14 protein-coding genes are annotated in these 15,839 nt (G+C 74.2%); 4 read left to right on the top strand and 10 right to left on the bottom strand.

What is annotated here, in order from left to right; genetic code table 11:
- Positions 1 to 132 precede the first annotated feature (132 nt).
- Both ACFYZ4_RS35960 and ACFYZ4_RS35955 read left to right on the top strand, forming a co-directional pair.
- Positions 133 to 1,515, top strand: a complete 1,383-nt coding sequence (locus tag ACFYZ4_RS35960; protein ID WP_351303845.1) for an FAD-binding oxidoreductase — start codon at positions 133 to 135, stop codon at positions 1,513 to 1,515.
- A 22-nt stretch (positions 1,516 to 1,537) separates the two neighbouring features.
- Positions 1,538 to 3,163 (top strand): PucR family transcriptional regulator, encoded by a 1,626-nt coding sequence (locus tag ACFYZ4_RS35955; RefSeq protein WP_351303848.1) that lies wholly within the window; start codon positions 1,538 to 1,540, stop codon positions 3,161 to 3,163.
- Positions 3,164 to 3,434: 271 nt separating this feature from the next.
- Here ACFYZ4_RS35955 and ACFYZ4_RS35950 read toward each other — a convergent pair whose 3' ends face one another.
- The 5 genes from ACFYZ4_RS35950 to ACFYZ4_RS35930 all read right to left on the bottom strand — a co-directional run bounded on the left by ACFYZ4_RS35950 (position 3,435) and on the right by ACFYZ4_RS35930 (position 8,636).
- Entirely contained in the window at positions 3,435 to 4,553 is a 1,119-nt protein-coding gene (locus tag ACFYZ4_RS35950; protein WP_390785947.1) for a glycosyltransferase family 4 protein, read from the bottom strand.
- Between the two features lie 251 nt (positions 4,554 to 4,804).
- A complete protein-coding gene (recN, locus tag ACFYZ4_RS35945; RefSeq protein WP_351302660.1) occupies positions 4,805 to 6,529 on the bottom strand; it encodes a DNA repair protein RecN in 1,725 nt (574 codons plus the stop codon).
- Positions 6,530 to 6,647: 118 nt separating this feature from the next.
- The gene (locus tag ACFYZ4_RS35940) at positions 6,648 to 7,556 is read right to left on the bottom strand and encodes an NAD kinase (RefSeq protein ID WP_351302636.1); all 909 of its coding nucleotides are present in this window, start codon (positions 7,554 to 7,556) and stop codon (positions 6,648 to 6,650) included.
- On the bottom strand, positions 7,553 to 8,368 hold the full coding sequence (locus ACFYZ4_RS35935) for a TlyA family RNA methyltransferase (RefSeq protein WP_390785946.1): 816 nt from the start codon (positions 8,366 to 8,368) through the stop codon (positions 7,553 to 7,555). The genes ACFYZ4_RS35940 and ACFYZ4_RS35935 overlap by 4 nt, the downstream gene beginning before the upstream one ends.
- A gap of 7 nt (positions 8,369 to 8,375) precedes the next feature.
- The gene (locus ACFYZ4_RS35930) at positions 8,376 to 8,636 is read right to left on the bottom strand and encodes a hypothetical protein (RefSeq protein ID WP_390785945.1); all 261 of its coding nucleotides are present in this window, start codon (positions 8,634 to 8,636) and stop codon (positions 8,376 to 8,378) included.
- Positions 8,637 to 8,700: 64 nt separating this feature from the next.
- Between ACFYZ4_RS35930 and ACFYZ4_RS35925 the strand changes: the two genes are divergently transcribed.
- Entirely contained in the window at positions 8,701 to 9,048 is a 348-nt protein-coding gene (locus ACFYZ4_RS35925) for an SCP2 sterol-binding domain-containing protein (protein WP_351302644.1), read from the top strand.
- 71 nt (positions 9,049 to 9,119) lie between these two features.
- On the opposite strand, the gene ACFYZ4_RS35920 is transcribed toward ACFYZ4_RS35925, so the two are convergent.
- The 4 genes from ACFYZ4_RS35920 to ACFYZ4_RS35905 are packed head-to-tail and all read right to left on the bottom strand — an operon-like array spanning position 9,120 to position 13,172.
- The gene (locus ACFYZ4_RS35920) at positions 9,120 to 9,953 is read right to left on the bottom strand and encodes an ABC transporter ATP-binding protein (protein WP_390785944.1); all 834 of its coding nucleotides are present in this window, start codon (positions 9,951 to 9,953) and stop codon (positions 9,120 to 9,122) included.
- Positions 9,950 to 11,023 carry a FecCD family ABC transporter permease gene (locus ACFYZ4_RS35915; RefSeq protein ID WP_390785999.1) on the bottom strand — a complete coding sequence of 358 codons (1,074 nt, stop codon included), beginning with the start codon at positions 11,021 to 11,023 and terminating at the stop codon, positions 9,950 to 9,952. The genes ACFYZ4_RS35920 and ACFYZ4_RS35915 overlap by 4 nt, the downstream gene beginning before the upstream one ends.
- A 2-nt stretch (positions 11,024 to 11,025) precedes the next feature.
- Positions 11,026 to 12,084 (bottom strand): FecCD family ABC transporter permease, encoded by a 1,059-nt coding sequence (locus ACFYZ4_RS35910; RefSeq protein WP_384352221.1) that lies wholly within the window; start codon positions 12,082 to 12,084, stop codon positions 11,026 to 11,028.
- Between the two features lie 50 nt (positions 12,085 to 12,134).
- On the bottom strand, positions 12,135 to 13,172 hold the full coding sequence (locus ACFYZ4_RS35905) for an HAD hydrolase-like protein (RefSeq protein WP_384352218.1): 1,038 nt from the start codon (positions 13,170 to 13,172) through the stop codon (positions 12,135 to 12,137).
- 112 nt (positions 13,173 to 13,284) lie between these two features.
- On the opposite strand from ACFYZ4_RS35905, the gene ACFYZ4_RS35900 reads away from it, so the two are divergent.
- Complete coding sequence (locus ACFYZ4_RS35900) at positions 13,285 to 14,556, top strand: DUF1015 domain-containing protein (protein ID WP_351302657.1); 1,272 nt, start codon at positions 13,285 to 13,287, stop codon at positions 14,554 to 14,556.
- Between the two features lie 70 nt (positions 14,557 to 14,626).
- On the opposite strand, the gene ACFYZ4_RS35895 is transcribed toward ACFYZ4_RS35900, so the two are convergent.
- Positions 14,627 to 15,496, bottom strand: coding sequence for a hypothetical protein (locus ACFYZ4_RS35895; protein ID WP_390785998.1), 870 nt, complete (start codon positions 15,494 to 15,496; stop codon positions 14,627 to 14,629).
- Between the last annotated feature and the right edge of the window lie 343 nt (positions 15,497 to 15,839).

Here is a 15,839-nt window from a genome sequence, read left to right as displayed (position 1 = left end):
CCGGGCGTACGCGGGCGGGGGCTCGGCTGGGACCCCGCTCGGGCGTACGAGGCGCGCGCTCCTCGGCGCGCCCCGCCGAACCCCGCCCCCTACGCTGGAAGGGTCCTTTGCCCTCCGGTGGAAGGGGTGGCCATGGCTCCCCTCTCGAAGGCGGGCGCGGCGCTGACCGCGCTCCGCGAGGACCTGTCCGGCGAGGTGTTCACCCCGCAGGACCCGGGGTACGACGGGGCCCGGAAGGTCTTCAACGCGATGATCGACCGCAAGCCCGCCGTCATCGCCCAGTGCGAGAGCGCGGCGGACGTGGTGACCGCCGTGCGTTTCGCGAGGGACCTCGACCTGAAGGTCGCCGTGCGCGGCGGCGGGCACAGCGTGGCCGGGATGTCCCTCAACGACGGCGGCCTCGTCGTGGACCTGCGGCGGATGCACGAGGTGACGGTCCACCCGGCGGCCAGGGCCGCGCACGTCGAGGGCGGGGCCACGATGAGCCACCTGGACCGGGCCTGCCAGCCCTACGACCTGGCCACCACCGGCGGCCGGGCCTCCACCACCGGCGTCGGCGGCTTCGTCCTGGGCGGCGGGACCGGCTGGCTGGACCGGAAGTTCGGCCTGGCGGTCGACAACCTGCTGGGCGTGGACCTGGTCACCGCGGACGGCGAGCTGCTGCACGTGACCGCCGAGGACCACCCCGAGCTGTTCTGGGGGCTGCACGGCGGCGGCGGGAACTTCGGCATCGCCACCTCGCTGACCCTGCGCCTGCACGAACTGCCCGCCATGTCCATCGCGTTCGTGCTGTACCTGCCCGAGCGCGGGCCCGAGGTGGTCCGCGCGTTCCGGGACCTCGTCGAGGCCGGTCCGCCGGAGGCGTCCGGCGCCGCCCTGTACGTGACCGGCCCGCCCGAGGACTTCGTACCGCCGCACCTGGTCGGGCTGCTGCTGGCCGGTGCGCTGCTGACGTACGCGGGCCCGGAGGAGGAGATGCGCGAGCTGGCGCGGCCGCTGCTGGCGATCCCCCACGAGTCCGAGATCGTCACGGCCATCCCGTACGCCGACCTCCAGTGCATGATCGACGACCCGCCGGGCCTGCGGAACTACTGGTCGGCGGAGTACCTCACCGGTCTCCCCGACGCATTCGTGGACGCCTTCTGCGCCCGCGCCGCGTCCATGCCGGTGCCGACCGGCACCCAGCACCTGGTGTTCCCGCAGGGCGGTGCCATCGCCTCCGGCCCGGCCGACTACCCGGTGCCGTACCGCGACGCGCCCTGGGCGGTGCACCCGTTCGGGATCTGGGAGGACGAGGCGGACGACGAGAGGTGCCGGCAGTGGGTCAAGGACGTCCGGGCGGACGCCCGGCCGTGGAGCACCGGCGCGGTGTACCTGAACTTCACCGGGGACGAGGGCGGGGACCGGGTGGTCTCGGGTCTCGGCAGCGCGAACATGCGGCGGCTGGGCGAGCTGAAGCGGCAGTACGATCCGGACAACATCTTCCGCTTCAACCACAACATCCGGCCGGTCTGACCCCCTGATAGCGTCCCGCGACATGGACAATCAGGGCGGGATCACGGTTCAGCGGGCACTTGAGCTGCCGGGACTGCGCAGCGGGCTGCCCGAGGTGGTGGCGTGCGCGGACCGCCTCGGCCGGACCGTCCGCTGGGTGCACGCGGGCGAGGTCCCGAACATCGCCTCCCTGCTCAAGGGCGGCGAGCTGCTGCTGACCACGGGTCTCGGCCTGGGCACGCGGCCCGCCGAGCAGCGTGCCTTCGTACGCCGCCTCGCGGACCGCGGGATCGCCGCGCTGGTGGTCGAGCTGGGACCGCGCTTCACCCGGCTGCCCGCCACGATCGTGGAGACCGCGCGCACGGCGGGACTGCCGCTGGTCCAGCTCCACCGGGAGGTCCCCTTCGTCGCCGTCACGGAGGAGGTCCACACCGAGATCGTCAACCACCACTACGCGCTGCTCCAGCGGGCCGAGGAGGTCCACCGGCGCTGCACGGAGGCCCTGTTGGGCGGCGGGGGCATCCCGCAGGTGCTGCGGATCCTCGCCGACTTCACCGGGAACCCGGTCTTCCTGGAGACCCCCGACGGCCAGCTGCTGTACGCGGCCGGCAGCGCCGCCGGGGACGCGGGCGCGGACCCGCTGCAGGTGTGGGAGGGCCTACGGGGCCAGCGCGAGGCCGAGCCGTCGGCGAACACGGTGGTGGTCGACGTACCGGGCGGCGGCCACGGCACGGGCTCGGTGCGGGCCCGCGTCGTCCTGGTCGGCGTCTCGGCGCCGCTGCAGCCGGTGCACCGGATGGCGGCGGAGCGCACGGCCGGCGTGCTGGCCGTCGTGCTGATGCAGGCGCGGCAGGAGGAGGAGCTGGCGGCGCGCGGCCGCGGCGACTTCCTGACGGACCTGGCGGAGGGCCGCATCTCGGCGGAGGACGCCCCTGCGCAGGCCCGCGTCCTGGGCTTCAAGCCGGGGGCGGGGCCGCTGCTGCCGGTGGTCATGCGGCTCTCCTCGGACCTCGGCCCGTCCGGGAACTGGGCCGTCCTGGCCCGCGCGGTCCTGGAGGAGCTGTCGTCCGTCGGGGTGCCGGTCCTGCTGGGCGTCCGCCCGGTCGAGGGCCGTGTGCCCCTCCTCGTGTCCCTGCGGGCCGAATCGGAACGCACGGCAGTGGCGGACCGGGTCTCGGCCGCGCTGCGGGCCGGCGTCGAACGGGCGGGCCTGGACCGTGCCGCCGCCCCGCCGGCCGTGGTCGTCGGCGTCGCGGGCGGCTGGGCGGCCGCGTCGGCGGGTCTGCGGCACGCCGCGGAGACCGCCACGGCGGCCCACGGCCTGCCGGCGCGGCCCTGGTACGACGCGCGGCGGCTGGACATCGACCTGCTCCTGTGGCGGCTGCGCGAACACCCCGACCTGGCGGCCTTCGTGGACCGGGCGATCGGCCCGCTCCGCACCCACGACACCACGTCCCGCCCGCCGCTCCTGCCCACGCTGGAGACGTACCTGGCCCATGCGGGCCGCAAGGCGGAGACGGCCCGCGAGCTCCACCTGAACCGCCAGACCCTCTACAACCGGCTGGCCCGCATCTCGGAACTCCTGGGCACGGACCTGGACGACCCCGAAACGGTCCTCTCCCTGAGCCTGGCCCTCCGCGCCCGCCGCCACGCCCCGTCTCCTTCTTGACGCCCTCCCCGCACGTCCTGGCCCTGGCGGGCCTCGCCGGGGTCGCGCCGATGCCTGGGCGGCCGCCTGCACAGACGGCGCCCTGCGGGGCTGTCCCCTACCCGCCCTTCCACCGTTCCCCGGGCTCCGCCCGGACCCGCGCCTCAAACGCCGGCGAGGCTGAAATTGCCGCTCCGCGGCAATCCAGCCCGCAAAATCCAGCCCCGCCGGCGTTTGAGGCGCGGGGTCCGGGGCGGAGCCCCGGTCTTTGGGGTGCGACCCCGCCGGGAGGCTAACGCCGGCGTTCCATCAATTCGTCGTAGACGGACAGGACCTGCGCGACCGTGTCGTCCTCGGACGGCCACGTCGCCGCCTGCGCCCGCCCCGCAACCGCCAGCGCAGCCCTCCGCTCCGGGTCCGCCAGCAGGCCGGTCACGGCCGCGGCGAGCGCCGCCGCGTCGCCCGGCGGGACCAGTACCGCGCCCTCCCCCACCAGCTCCGGCACGCCCCCCACCGCCGTGGCCACCAGCGGCACCCCCACCCGCAGTGCCTCCTGCGCCAGCAGGGCCCGTGCCACGCGCCGGCTCGGCAGGACCGCCAGGTCCGCGGCCGCCAGCAGCTGCGCCGCGTCCCGGCGGCGTCCGAGCAGCCGTACCGGGAGCCCCTCGGCCTGGATCCGCCGCGACAGTTCGGCCCGGAGCGGGCCCTCACCGGCGATCACCAGCAGCGGGGCCGGCTCCAGCGCCCGCCACTCCCGCGCCGCGTCGAGCAGCAGGGAGTACCCGCGGTGCGGCACCAGGCTGCCGACGGTGATCAGCAACGGCCGCTCGACCGCCCCGAGTTCCGCCCGTACCTTGCCCGGATCCGCCGCCTCGGTTCCGGCGGGGCCCGCCGGTACGGCCACCGGTGCGAGCCGTGCGTCCCGGGCGCCCCGCAGCCGCGCGAGGTCCACCAGGTCCGAGGAGGCCCCGAGGACGACCGCCGCGGCCCGCGCCACGTGCCGTTCCAGCATCCGGCTCAGCCGCCCCAGCGCGCCCGCGGTCGTGGGCCCGTCGCCGTGCCAGCTCACCACCAGCGGCACCCGGCGCCCCCGCATGGCCAGCGCGGCGCGCAGCCCGGCGCGCACGCCGTGGGCGTGCACGACGTCCGCGCCGGCGCACGCGGCCCGCAGGGCGCTCACCGCGTCGGGCGCGAACTCCGCCCCGGCGCCGGTGAAGTCGTACTCCCCCTCGGCCTGGACGGGTGCGCACACGGTGACCCGTACGCCGCGTGCGGCGAGCCCGGTCGCGAGCGACCGTACGTGCGCGCAGCTGCCCGCGCCCGCGCCGTCGCCGAGTACCTGGACGGTGCGGAGCGGCGGGCGCCCGTAGGGCTGTGCCGGGAGGGAGGTGGAGACCGGGGAGCTGCTCACGGGCCGAAGCTCCAGGGTGAGGGAGTCAGAGACGTCGCCAAGGATGCCAGTCCGCACGCGCGTTCCGGGACCATACGGGTGCGGATCCCGTACGAGATACCGCAGGACACCCCCCAGCCTCACCCACACGGCCTAGTGTCGCGTCACCCCGGCGGGCCGCCCGCCCCGCCCGCGCACGGCCTCCGGCGCGGCGAAGGGCCCGCCGCGCCGTGCGCGCCGGGCCCTTCCGCGACCGTGTCACCCCTCGCGGCTCACGCGTCCGCGCGCGCCGCCGCCAGCAGTTCCTCGGCGTGGGCCCGCGCGGAGACCGAGTCCTCGTGCCCCGCGAGCATGCGCGACAGCTCGCGGATCCGGGCCTCGCCCTCCAGGACGGTGACCCCGCTCCTGGTGACGGACCCGTCGTTGGTCTTCTCGACGAGCAGCTGACGGTCGGCGAAGGCCGCCACCTGCGGCAGGTGCGTGACGACCACGACCTGCGCCGACTTGGCGAGCTTCGCGAGGCGCCGGCCCACCTCGACCGCCGCCTTGCCGCCGACCCCCGCGTCGACCTCGTCGAAGAGGTAGGTCGGCACCGGGTCGGAGCCGGCGAAGACGACCTCGACGGCGAGCATCACCCGGGACAGCTCACCGCCCGAGGCGCCCTTGGCGATCGGCCGCGGCTGGGCGCCGGGGTGCGGGGCCAGCAGCAGTTCGACCTCGTCCGCGCCCGAAGGTCCGTAGGCGACCGGACGGCCGCCCACCTCCACTCCGTCCGCGTCCTCGGCCTGCCGGACGTCGATGGTCACCCGGGCGTGCGGCATCGCCAGCGAGGCCAGCTCCTCCGTCACGGCGGAGGCGAAGCGGGTCGCCGCCTCCACCCGGGCGTCCGTCAACGCCTGCGCCAGCAGTGACAGTTCGGAGCGCAGCCCGTCCCGCTCGACGGTCAGCTCGGTGATCCGCTCGTCGTCGCCGTCCAGTTCCAGCAGCCGCGCCGCGCCCTGCTCGGCCCACTCCAGCACGGAGTCCACGGTGCCGTCCGAGCCGTACTTGCGGGTCACCTGGGTCAGGGCCGCCCGCCGCTCCTCCACGGCGGCCAGCCGCAGCGGATCGGCGTCCAGGTCGTCGGCGTAGCCCGCCAGTTCCCCGGCCACGTCGGACAGCAGGATGCCCAGCTCCCCGATCCGCTCGGCGAGCGCGCCGAGCGCCGGGTCGTGCGACCGTACGGATTCCAGGGCGCGGTGGGCGCCCGCGACGAGCATGTTCGCGTCGATGGCCTCGGGGTCCTCGGGATTGCCCGCGAGCGCGCCGTGCGCCAGCTGCGCCGCCGAGGCCAGCGATTCGGCGTGCCCGAGCCGTTCGGCCTCGGCCGCCAGCTCGGTGTCCTCGCCGGCCACCGGTTCCACGGCGGCGATCTCGTCCAGCCCGAAGCGCAGCAGGTCCGCCTCCTGGGCCCGTTCCCGGGCCCGGGTGGTGATCTCCTCCAGCTCGACGGCGACGGAGCGGAGCCTGCGGTAGGCGGATCCGTACTTCTCCAGGGGGACGGCGACGGCGTCCCCGGCGTACCTGTCGAGCGCCTGCCGCTGCCGGGCCGGGCGCAGCAGCCCCTGCTGGTCGGTCTGGCCGTGTACGGCGACCAGGTCGTCCGCGAGTTCGCCGAGCAGGCCGACGGGCACGGACCGGCCGCCGACGTGGGCGCGCGAGCGTCCCTCGGCGGACACGGTCCGGCTGATCAGCAGGGCGCCGTCGTCGAGCTCAGCCCCGGCTTCCTCGGCGCGTAGGGCGGCGGGCGCGCCGGGGCGCAGGACGATGCGGCCCTCGACGACCGCGGCCTTGGCCCCGATCCGCACCAGGGCCGGGTCGGCGCGACCGCCGAGCAGCAGCCCGAGGCTGGTGACGACCATCGTCTTGCCCGCGCCGGTCTCGCCGGTCACCGCGGTGAAACCGGGCGACAGCTCGACCACCGCGTCGTCGATGACCCCGAGCGACCGTATCCGCATCTCCTCAAGCACGGGACGACGATACCGAGGTTTCACCGGTGCCATGTGACGTCACCCGCCCCGAGTTCTCCGAACGGATGTGCTATTAAGCACGATGGACGACACGCCGGAACACCCGCTAGTGGGGCGCTCCGCGCCAACCCGACACCGGCAGCGCGAACTTCGCGACGAGCCGGTCCGTGAAGGACGCGTGGTGCAGCCGGGCGAGCCGCACGGGCACCGCCCCGCGCCGGACCTCCACGCGGGCCCCGGACGGCAGCTCCAGCATCCGCCGGCCGTCACACCACAGCACGCCGTGCGGGGTGCCGGCCTGCACCTCCACCGCCAGCACCGAGGTGGGCGAGGTCACCAGCGGCTTCGCGAACAGCGCGTGCGCGCTGATCGGCACCATCAGCAGCGCCTCCACCTCCGGCCAGACCACCGGCCCGCCCGCGGAGAAGGCGTAGGCCGTCGAGCCCGTCGGAGTCGCGCAGACGATCCCGTCACAGCCGAAGCCGGTCACCGGGCGCCCGTCGATCTCCAGGACCACCTCCAGCATCCGCTCCGGGGACACCTTCTGGACCGCGGCCTCGTTCAGCGCCCAGTCCCGGTGGACCACGTCGCCGTTCGTGCGCACGACCACGTCGAGGGTCATCCGCTCCTCGACCTCGTACGAGCGCGACACCACCCGGTCCACGACCTTGTCCAGGTCGTCACGCTCGGCCTCGGCGAGGAACCCCACCCGGCCCAGGTTGACGCCCAGCATCGGCACCCCCGAGGCGCGCGCCAGCTCCGCGCCCCGCAGCAGGGTCCCGTCCCCGCCCAGCACGACCAGCAGCTCACATCCGTCGAGCACCCCCGGCGTGGACTCGGTGACGAGCTCCACCTCGGGCGGCAGCGGCAGGTCCACCGCCTCGTGCGCGAAGACCCGTACGCCCAGCCCGCAGCGCAGCAGTCCCTTGACGACCAGCTCCGCGCTGCGGATGGCCGCCGGCCGTCCGGTGTGCGCGAGCAGGAATACGGTGCGTTCCCCCGTTGAATCTGTCACTGCGGCCCCTCCGCCACTGCACGGTCAACATCCGCCGGGTCGAGTGCCGGTGCCCCCGCCCGCAGCCACAGAAAGTACTCGACGTTGCCCGACGGTCCCGGCAGCGGACTCGCCGTGACCCCGAGAACGCCCAGACCGAGCTTCGCCGCCTGCGCCGCCACCTCGCGCACGGCCTCCGCCCGGAGCTCCGGGCTGCGCACGACCCCGCCGCTGCCCAGCCGGTCCTTGCCGACCTCGAACTGCGGCTTCACCATCAGCACCAGGTCGGCGTCCGGCGCGCAGCACCGTACGAGCGCGGGCAGCACCAGCCCGATGGAGATGAAGGACAGGTCGCCGACGACGAGGCCGACCGCGATCCCGTCGATCTGCTCGACGGTCAGCTCGCGCACGTTCGTCCGGTCCTTGACCGTCACCCGGTCGTCGCTCTGCAGCGACCAGGCGAGCTGCCCGTAGCCGACGTCGACGGCCACCACGTGGGCGACGCCCGCGCGCAGCAGCACGTCGGTGAACCCGCCCGTGGAGGCCCCGGCGTCCAGCGCGCGGCGGCCCTCCACGCGCAGCCCCTGCGGCTGGAAGGCCGCCAGCGCGCCCGCGAGCTTGTGGCCGCCCCGCGAGACGTAGTCGGGATCGCTGTCGTCCTTGAGGACGACCAGCGCCGCGCTCGTCTCGACCTGGGTGGCGGCCTTGGTCGCGGTGGTGCCGCCCACGGTCACCCGGCCCGCGGCGATCAGCTGCGCGGCGTGCTCGCGCGAGCGGGCCATGCTGCGGCGTACCAGTTCGGCGTCCAGGCGGCGGCGTGCCACTCCTGCCACGTTCGGTTCAGCTCCTGTTTTCGTACGGACCAGGGACGGGCGGTGCGTCCAGCGCGGTCAGCGCCTCGCGCAGCCCCCGGTGCACATCCTCGTACACCTCGACGTGTCCGTCCGCCGCGAGGTGGTCCGCGTCCGCCAGCCGCGCCAGGTGCGCGTCCACGCCTGCGTGTCCGGTGGGCGTGCGTGCGACGCCCAGCGCCACGGGCCCCGCGGGCCCGGCGGAGGCCTCGCCGTCGGCTTCTGCTGCGCCCTGGGCTTCGTCGGTCATGCCCCGACGCTACCCCGAAGCGCCCCGCGACCACGCACGGCTCTGCGGTACGGTCGTGATCACGATGGCTACGATCCAGGAGTGCCGCGCAGCACTCGACACCCTCTCCGACAATCTCGCCCGGGCCGACGGCGGCGTACGCGGCGCGGCCGCGCTCGACCGCTCCCTGAGCTGCCACATCACGGACCTCGACGAGACGTTCACGGGCCGCCTCGACGGGGGCCGCATCCGCGTGGACGCGGTCGCCCCCGGCCCGCCGGCCGCCAAGGCCGAGATCCGCCTCGCGATGGCGGGCGACGACCTCCTCGCCCTGGTCGCGGGCCACCTCAAGTTCGCCAAGGCCTGGGCCTCCGGCCGAGTCAAACTCGAAGCCGGCTTCCGCGACCTCCTCCGCCTCAAGAGCCTGCTCTGACCTTCAGCCCCGCCGGCGTTTGAGGCGCGGGGGTTCCGGGGGCAGCGCCCCCGGCAACGGCGCGGCACCCGCTACGCCACCGCGTGGGCCCCCGCACGGGACCGACGCGCCGCCGGAATCACCAACGGAGTACCCGTCTCCGGATCGTCGATGATCTGGCACTTCAGGCCGAACACCTGCTCCACCAGCTCCGCCGTCACCACCTCCGCCGGCGCCCCCTCCGCCACGACCTTCCCGCCCCGCATCGCGATCAGGTGCGTCGCGTAACGGGCCGCGTGGTTCAGGTCGTGCAGTACCGCGACCAGCGTCCGCCCCTGGTTCTCGTGCAGCCCCGCGCACAGGTCCAGCACGTCGATCTGGTGCTGGATGTCCAGGTAGGTCGTCGGCTCGTCGAGCAGCAGCAGCGGCGTCTGCTGCGCCAGCGCCATCGCGATCCAGACCCGCTGCCGCTGCCCGCCCGACAGTTCGTCCACCGCCCGGTCGGCGAGTTCGGCGACCCCTGTCGAGGCCATGGACTCGTTCACGACCCGCTCGTCCTCGGCCGACCACTGCCGCAGCAGCCCCTGGTGCGGGTACCGGCCGCGTGCGACCAGGTCGGCGACCGTGATGCCGTCCGGCGCGATCGAGGACTGCGGGAGCAGGCCCAGGGTCTTGGCGACCTTCTTCGCCGGCATCGACCCGATGGCCTGCCCGTCCAGCAGCACCCGCCCGGCGGACGGCTTCAGCATCCGCGACAGGGCCCGCAGCAGCGTGGACTTGCCGCAGGCGTTGGGGCCGACGATCACCGTGAAGGAGTGGTCGGGGATCTCCACCGACAGGTCTTCGGCGATGACCCGCTGGTCGTAGCCGAGCGTCACGTTCTCCGCGGTCAGCCGCTGCACTTGCGTACTCCTCATCAGGTTCATATACGTCCCGCCTTGCGCTCGGTGACGAGCAGCCAGAGCAGGTAGACACCGCCGACCAGCCCGGTCACCACGCCCACCGGCAACTGGTCGGCGCCGAAGGCCCGCTGCGAGGTCCAGTCGGACACCATCAGCAGCACCGAGCCCATCAGCGCGGCCGTCAGCAGGTTCCCGCCGGGCGAGCGGGTGAGCCGCCGGGCCAGCTGCGGCGCGGCCAGCGCGACGAAGCTGATGGGCCCGGCCGCCGCGCTCGCCGCGGTGGTGAGCAGGATCGCCGCGATCATCAGCAGCAGCCGCGTCCGCTCCACTGGCACCCCGAGGGCGTACGCGGCGTCGTCGCCCATCTCCATCATCCGCAGCGCCCTGCCCTGTCCGAGGATCAGGGGGAAGAGCACCGCGCAGAGCGCGAGCAGCGGCCACACCTGCGCCCAGTCGCGGCCGGCCAGCGAGCCGGTCAGCCAGACCGTGGCGCGGGTGGCCTCGATCATCTGGGCCTTCGTGATCAGGTACTGGATCACGGCGACGAGCATGGCGGAGGCGCCGATGCCGACGAGCACGAGCCGGTAGCCCTGGATGCCCTGCTTGTACGCCAGCAGGTAGACGGCGGCTCCGGCCAGCAGGCCGCCGATCAGCGCGCCGACGGCCACCTCGTTGGCATCGCCCTTGAAGAGGATGATGACGACGAGCGCGCCGACCACCGAGCCGTACCCGAAGCCCAGCAGGTCGGGGGAGCCGAGCGGATTGCGGGAGACCGACTGGAAGACCGCGCCGGCCATCCCGAGGGCGGCCCCGACGAGGAGGGCGACCAGGACCCGCGGCAGCCGCAGGTCGTTGACGATGAAGTCGTTGGCGGGGGTGCCGTTGCCCAGCAGGGTCTGGACGACGTCCCACGGTGCGATCTCGAAGTCGCCGGTGCCGATGAGCAGGACGGCGAGTGCGAGCGTCGCGGCGGCGAGCAGGAGCCCGACGGCCAGCGCGCGGCCCTCGACGCGGAGCGCGATCCCGCCGGGCAGGCGCAGCGGGCGGGGCCCGGACCGGCCCTTGCGCGGTGTGTCGTTCACGGTCGCGGTCACGGTCACAGCTGGGCCATCCTCTTGCGCCGAACCAGGTAGATGAAGACGGGCCCGCCGATGAGCGCGGTCACGACGCCGACCTGCAGTTCGGCGGGCCGGGTGACGACACGGCCGACGACGTCGGCGCCGAGCAGCAGGACGGGTGACAGGACGGCCGAGTACGCGAGCACCCAGCGCATGTCGGGACCGGTGAACGCCCGGACGAGGTGCGGGATCATCAGGCCGATGAAGACGATGGGCCCGCACGCGGCGGTCGCCGCACCGCACAGCAGGGTGATGGCGACCATGGCGGCGATCCGGGTCCGCATCAGGTGCGCGCCGAGCGCCCGCGCCGTGTCGTCGCCCATGGCCATCGCGTTCAGCGGCCGGCCGAGCGACAGCGCGAGCACCGCGCCGACGATCAGGAAGGGGGCCACCTGGCGGACGGTGTCCATGTTGGCCGAGGCCAGCGAACCCACCGTCCAGAAGCGGAGCTTGTCCAGCGCCTTGCTGTCCATCAGCTGCACGGCGTTGATGTAGCCGACCAGGGCCGCGCTGGCCGCCGTACCGGCGAGCGCGAGGCGCACCGGGGTGGCGCTGCGGCTGCCGCCGAGCACGTACACGACGACCGAGACGACGGCGGCGCCCAGGAAGGCCCACCACACGAACTCGCGGATCGACGTGGCGCCGAAGAAGCTGATCGCGGTGACCACGGCGGCCGCGGCGCCGGCGTTGACGCCGAGGATGCCGGGCTCGGCCAGCGGGTTGCGGGTCAGCGCCTGCATCACCGCACCGGACAGGCCGAGGCCCAGTCCGACCATCAGCCCGAGGAGCGTGCGCGGGACCCGCAGGTCCCGCACCACCACGTCGGACGGCGTCCCCGCGTAGGCGAACAGGCCGTGCCAGACCTCGTCCAGGGGCATCTGCTTGGCGCCCACCGCGATGCTCACGACCGCGATCAGCGCGAGCACCGCGAGGGCGGCCAGCAGACCGGCGACGCGCGCGGCATGGCGCGGGCGGGCGACGGCGGCCTGTTCGGGCGCCGTGCTCGGTTCGGGTTCAGGGGGGCTCTCGACCAACACGCGAGTTAGGTTAGCCTACCCTCCGCCTCGCACGGATCACCCGTTCGGCCCTAAAGACCCAGCCTGGCCAGCGCCTTCGCCGCGTCCAGCGTGCAGACCCCGTCCCCGGCCGCCGTCCAGGCCGCGGCGCACAGCGCGCGCAGCCCGTCGACCGGATCCCCGCCCTCCCCGCGCAGCTCCAGGACCCCGCGGTTCAGCGCGACCGCGGTCCAGCCCCCGCAGCGGAACCCCTCGGCGACCGGCTCCACCTCCGGCTGGCCCGTCAGCAGCCCCCGCAGGTCCCGGTCCACGTACGTCGGCCGGTGCCTCGGCTCGGCCCGCACCAGCTGCTCCGCGTCCGTCACCCCGGTGAGCACCAGCAGCGAGTCCACCTCCCCGTTGAAGGCGCCCTCGATGTCGGTGTCGAGCCGGTCCCCGACCACCAGCGGCCGCTCCGCACCCGTCCGCAGCACCGTCTCCCGGTGCATCGGGGGCAGCGGCTTGCCCGCCACCTGCGGCTCCGCGCCCGTGGCGATCCGTACGACCTCCACCGCGGCCCCGTTGCCCGGCCCGATCCCGCGCGCCCCCGGGATCGTCAGGTCGGTGTTCGACACGTACCACGGCACCCCGCGGTTGATCGCGTACGAGGCCTCCGCGAAGCGCCCCCACGGCAGTTCGGGACCCCCGTACCCCTGCACCACCGCCGCCAGGCCCTCCTCCTCGGCCGACTCCACCGGCACCAGCCCGCGCTCGCGCAGCGCGACCCGAAGCCCCTCCCCGCCGATCACCAGCACCTTCGACCCCGGCTCCACCTGCTCCGAGATCAGCCGGGCCACCGCCTGCGCCGAGGTGATCACCTCGGCCGCCTCCGTCGGGATGCCCAGCTCGCCCAGGTGCTCCGCGACGGCGTCCGGGGTCCGCAGCGCGTTGTTGGTGACGTAGGCGAGGTGCATGCCGTCGGCCCGGGCCGCGGCCAGGGACTCCACGGCGTACGCGATGGCCTCGCCGCCCGCGTACACCACTCCGTCGAGGTCCAGCAGCGCGGTGTCGTACGCCTGGTGCAGACTCTGCTCACTCGCCGCGGGACTGGTCCTGCTCTGCCGGGTCATCGCGTTCGCTCCTCTGACGGCCCTCCCGGCGGTAGCCGGGGGAGAACGATCTTGTCCGATTCTGCACTGCCCCGATCATCCCGCATGGCGAGACGCGACTTACCATGCACCAATGACCACACCTCGCACCGCGGACCAAGGGCTGCGACTGATCCCGTTCCATGGCCTGCGCTACGTCCCGGAGCGCGTCGGCAGCCTCGCCGCCGTCACCTCCCCGCCGTACGACGTGGTCGTGCGCCCCGACGGAGTCGACCACCTCGAATCCGCCGACCCGCACAACATCGTCCGCCTGATCCTCCCGCAGGCCGGCACCCCGGCCGCACGCAACGAACAGGCCGCCCGCACCCTGCACGACTGGCTCGCCGAGGGCATCCTCAGCGCCGACCCCGAGCCCGCGCTCTACGTGTACGAGCAGCGCAAGTCCGGACTGCTCCAGCGCGGCGTCATCGGCGCCCTCGCCCTGTCCACCGCCGACGCGGGCATCGTCCTCCCCCACGAGGACGTCATGCCGGACGTGGTCACCGACCGGGCCGGCCTGATGCGGGCCACCTCCGCCAACCTCGAACCCCTGCTCCTCACCTACCGGGGCGAGGATCCCGGCACGGGAGCGGCCGCGGTCGTCGAGCGGACCGCCCAGCGCGCGCCCCTGCTGTCGACGACCACCGAGGACGGCTTCCAGCACCGCCTGTGGGCCATCACGGACCCGGCCGAGCTCGCCACCGTCACGGCGGACCTCAGCCACCGCCAGGCCCTCATCGCCGACGGCCACCACCGCTGGGCCACGTACCTGCGCCTCCAGGAGGAGCACGGCTCCCCCACGGCGTGGGACTTCGGGCTGGTCCTCCTCGTGGACACCGCCCGCTACCCGCTCCAGGTCCGCGCGATCCACCGGATGCTGCGCCGGCTCCCGGTCTCCGACGCCCTCGCCGGCCTCGGCGGCCACTTCCGCGTCACCCCGGTCGACGGACCGCTCCCGCTGGCCTTGGACGCCCTCGCGGACGCCTCGGAACGCGGCAACGCCTTCCTCCTCACCGGCGACGGCACCTTCCACCTGGTCACCGATCCCGATCTGGCGCTCCTCGACCGCACGGTCCGCCACGACCGCCCGGAGGCCTGGCGCCGGCTGGACGCCACCGTCCTGCACGCGACCCTGCTCGACGCCCTCTGGCACGTGCCGGACGCCCCCGAGGAGATCACGTACATCCACGACGCCGCGTCCACCGTGGCCATGGCCGAACGGCACGGGGGCACCGCCGTCCTGCTGCACCCCGTACGGGAGGAAGTCGTACGGGATCTGGCCCGCCAGGGCGTCACCATGCCCCGGAAGTCCACCTCTTTCGGACCGAAACCGGCCACCGGCCTGGTCCTGCGCGGCCTGGGCTGAACCCCTGCGGACATGAGAAAGGGCGGTACCCCCGGTGGGGTACCGCCCTTTCTCATGCGTTCACCGTGCTTCAGGCCTTGTTGCGGCCCGAGTCCTGCGCGTCGTCGGCGTCGGCGTCGGCCGCGGACTGCTCCAGCGGCTCGTACTCCTCGTCGTCCTCGTCGTAGTACTCGGCGACGTCGGAGGCGCGCTCGGCCGCGGCGATCTCCGCCGCGTCCTCGTCGTCCTCGTCGTCCTCGTCGTCGATGACGTCCTCGATGTCGAGGTCGCCTTCGCCTTCACCGTCGACATCGACGTCGGCCAGGTCGACGGCGGCGTCGACGAACTCGACACCGTCGAGCTCGGCGAGACGGTCCGAGGCGTCGGTGGCCCCGTCCTTGTCCGCTTCGAGGGTCTTGCCGAACCACTCGCGCGCCTCGTCCTCACGGCCGGCCGCCAGCAGGGCGTCGGCGTAGGCGTACCGCAGGCGCGCGGTCCAGGGCTGGACGGAGCTGGAGGCCAGCTCCGGGCTCTGCAGGGTCACGATGGCCGCTTCGAGCTGCCCCTGGTCCCGCCGGGCACCGGCCGCGACGAGACGCATCTCGACCTGGCCGGCCTTGTCCAGCTTCTGCACCTCGGGCTCGCCGGCCATGGCCAGCGCCCGCTCCGGACGGCCAAGGCCGCGCTCGCAGTCGGCCATCACGGGCCACAGCTCGACCGAGCCGGTCATGCGCTTGGCGGCACGGAACTCCGCGAGGGCCTCGCTGTACTTCTGCGTGGCGTACGCGGCGAAGCCGGCGGCCTCGCGGACGGCGGCGACGCGGGAGGCCAGGCGCAGGGCGATGCGCGAGTACGCGTACGCCTGCTCGGGGTCCTCGTCGATCAGCCGCGCGACCATGACCAGGTTCTTGGAGACCTCTTCGGCCAGGCCCTTGGGCAGGCTCAGCAGCTCCTGGCGCACATCGGCGTCGATCTCGAGGCCGGTGACGTCCTCGTCGATCGGAAGGCGCTTGACCGGGTCCCGGTCGGAGCGGAAGTCGCGGTCGCCGCCACGGTCATCGCGACCACGGTAGCCACCACGGTCACCACCGCGATCGTCACGGCCACCACGGAACCCGCCACGGTCGCCACCGCGGTCGCCGCCGCGGTCGTCACGGCGCGGGTAGGACGGACGGTCCCCACCACGGTCGTCACGGCGCGGGTAGGACGGGCGGTCGCCACCGGTGGGACGGTCACCGCGGTCGTCACGACGCGGGTACGAGGGACGCTCGCCACCACGGTCATCGCGGCGGGGGTAGGACGGG

It is taken from the genome of Streptomyces sp. NPDC001513, assembly GCF_042894695.1.
In the GTDB taxonomy this organism is placed as follows: domain Bacteria; phylum Actinomycetota; class Actinomycetes; order Streptomycetales; family Streptomycetaceae; genus Streptomyces.
This window is presented reverse-complemented; position numbering and strand designations above follow the sequence as displayed.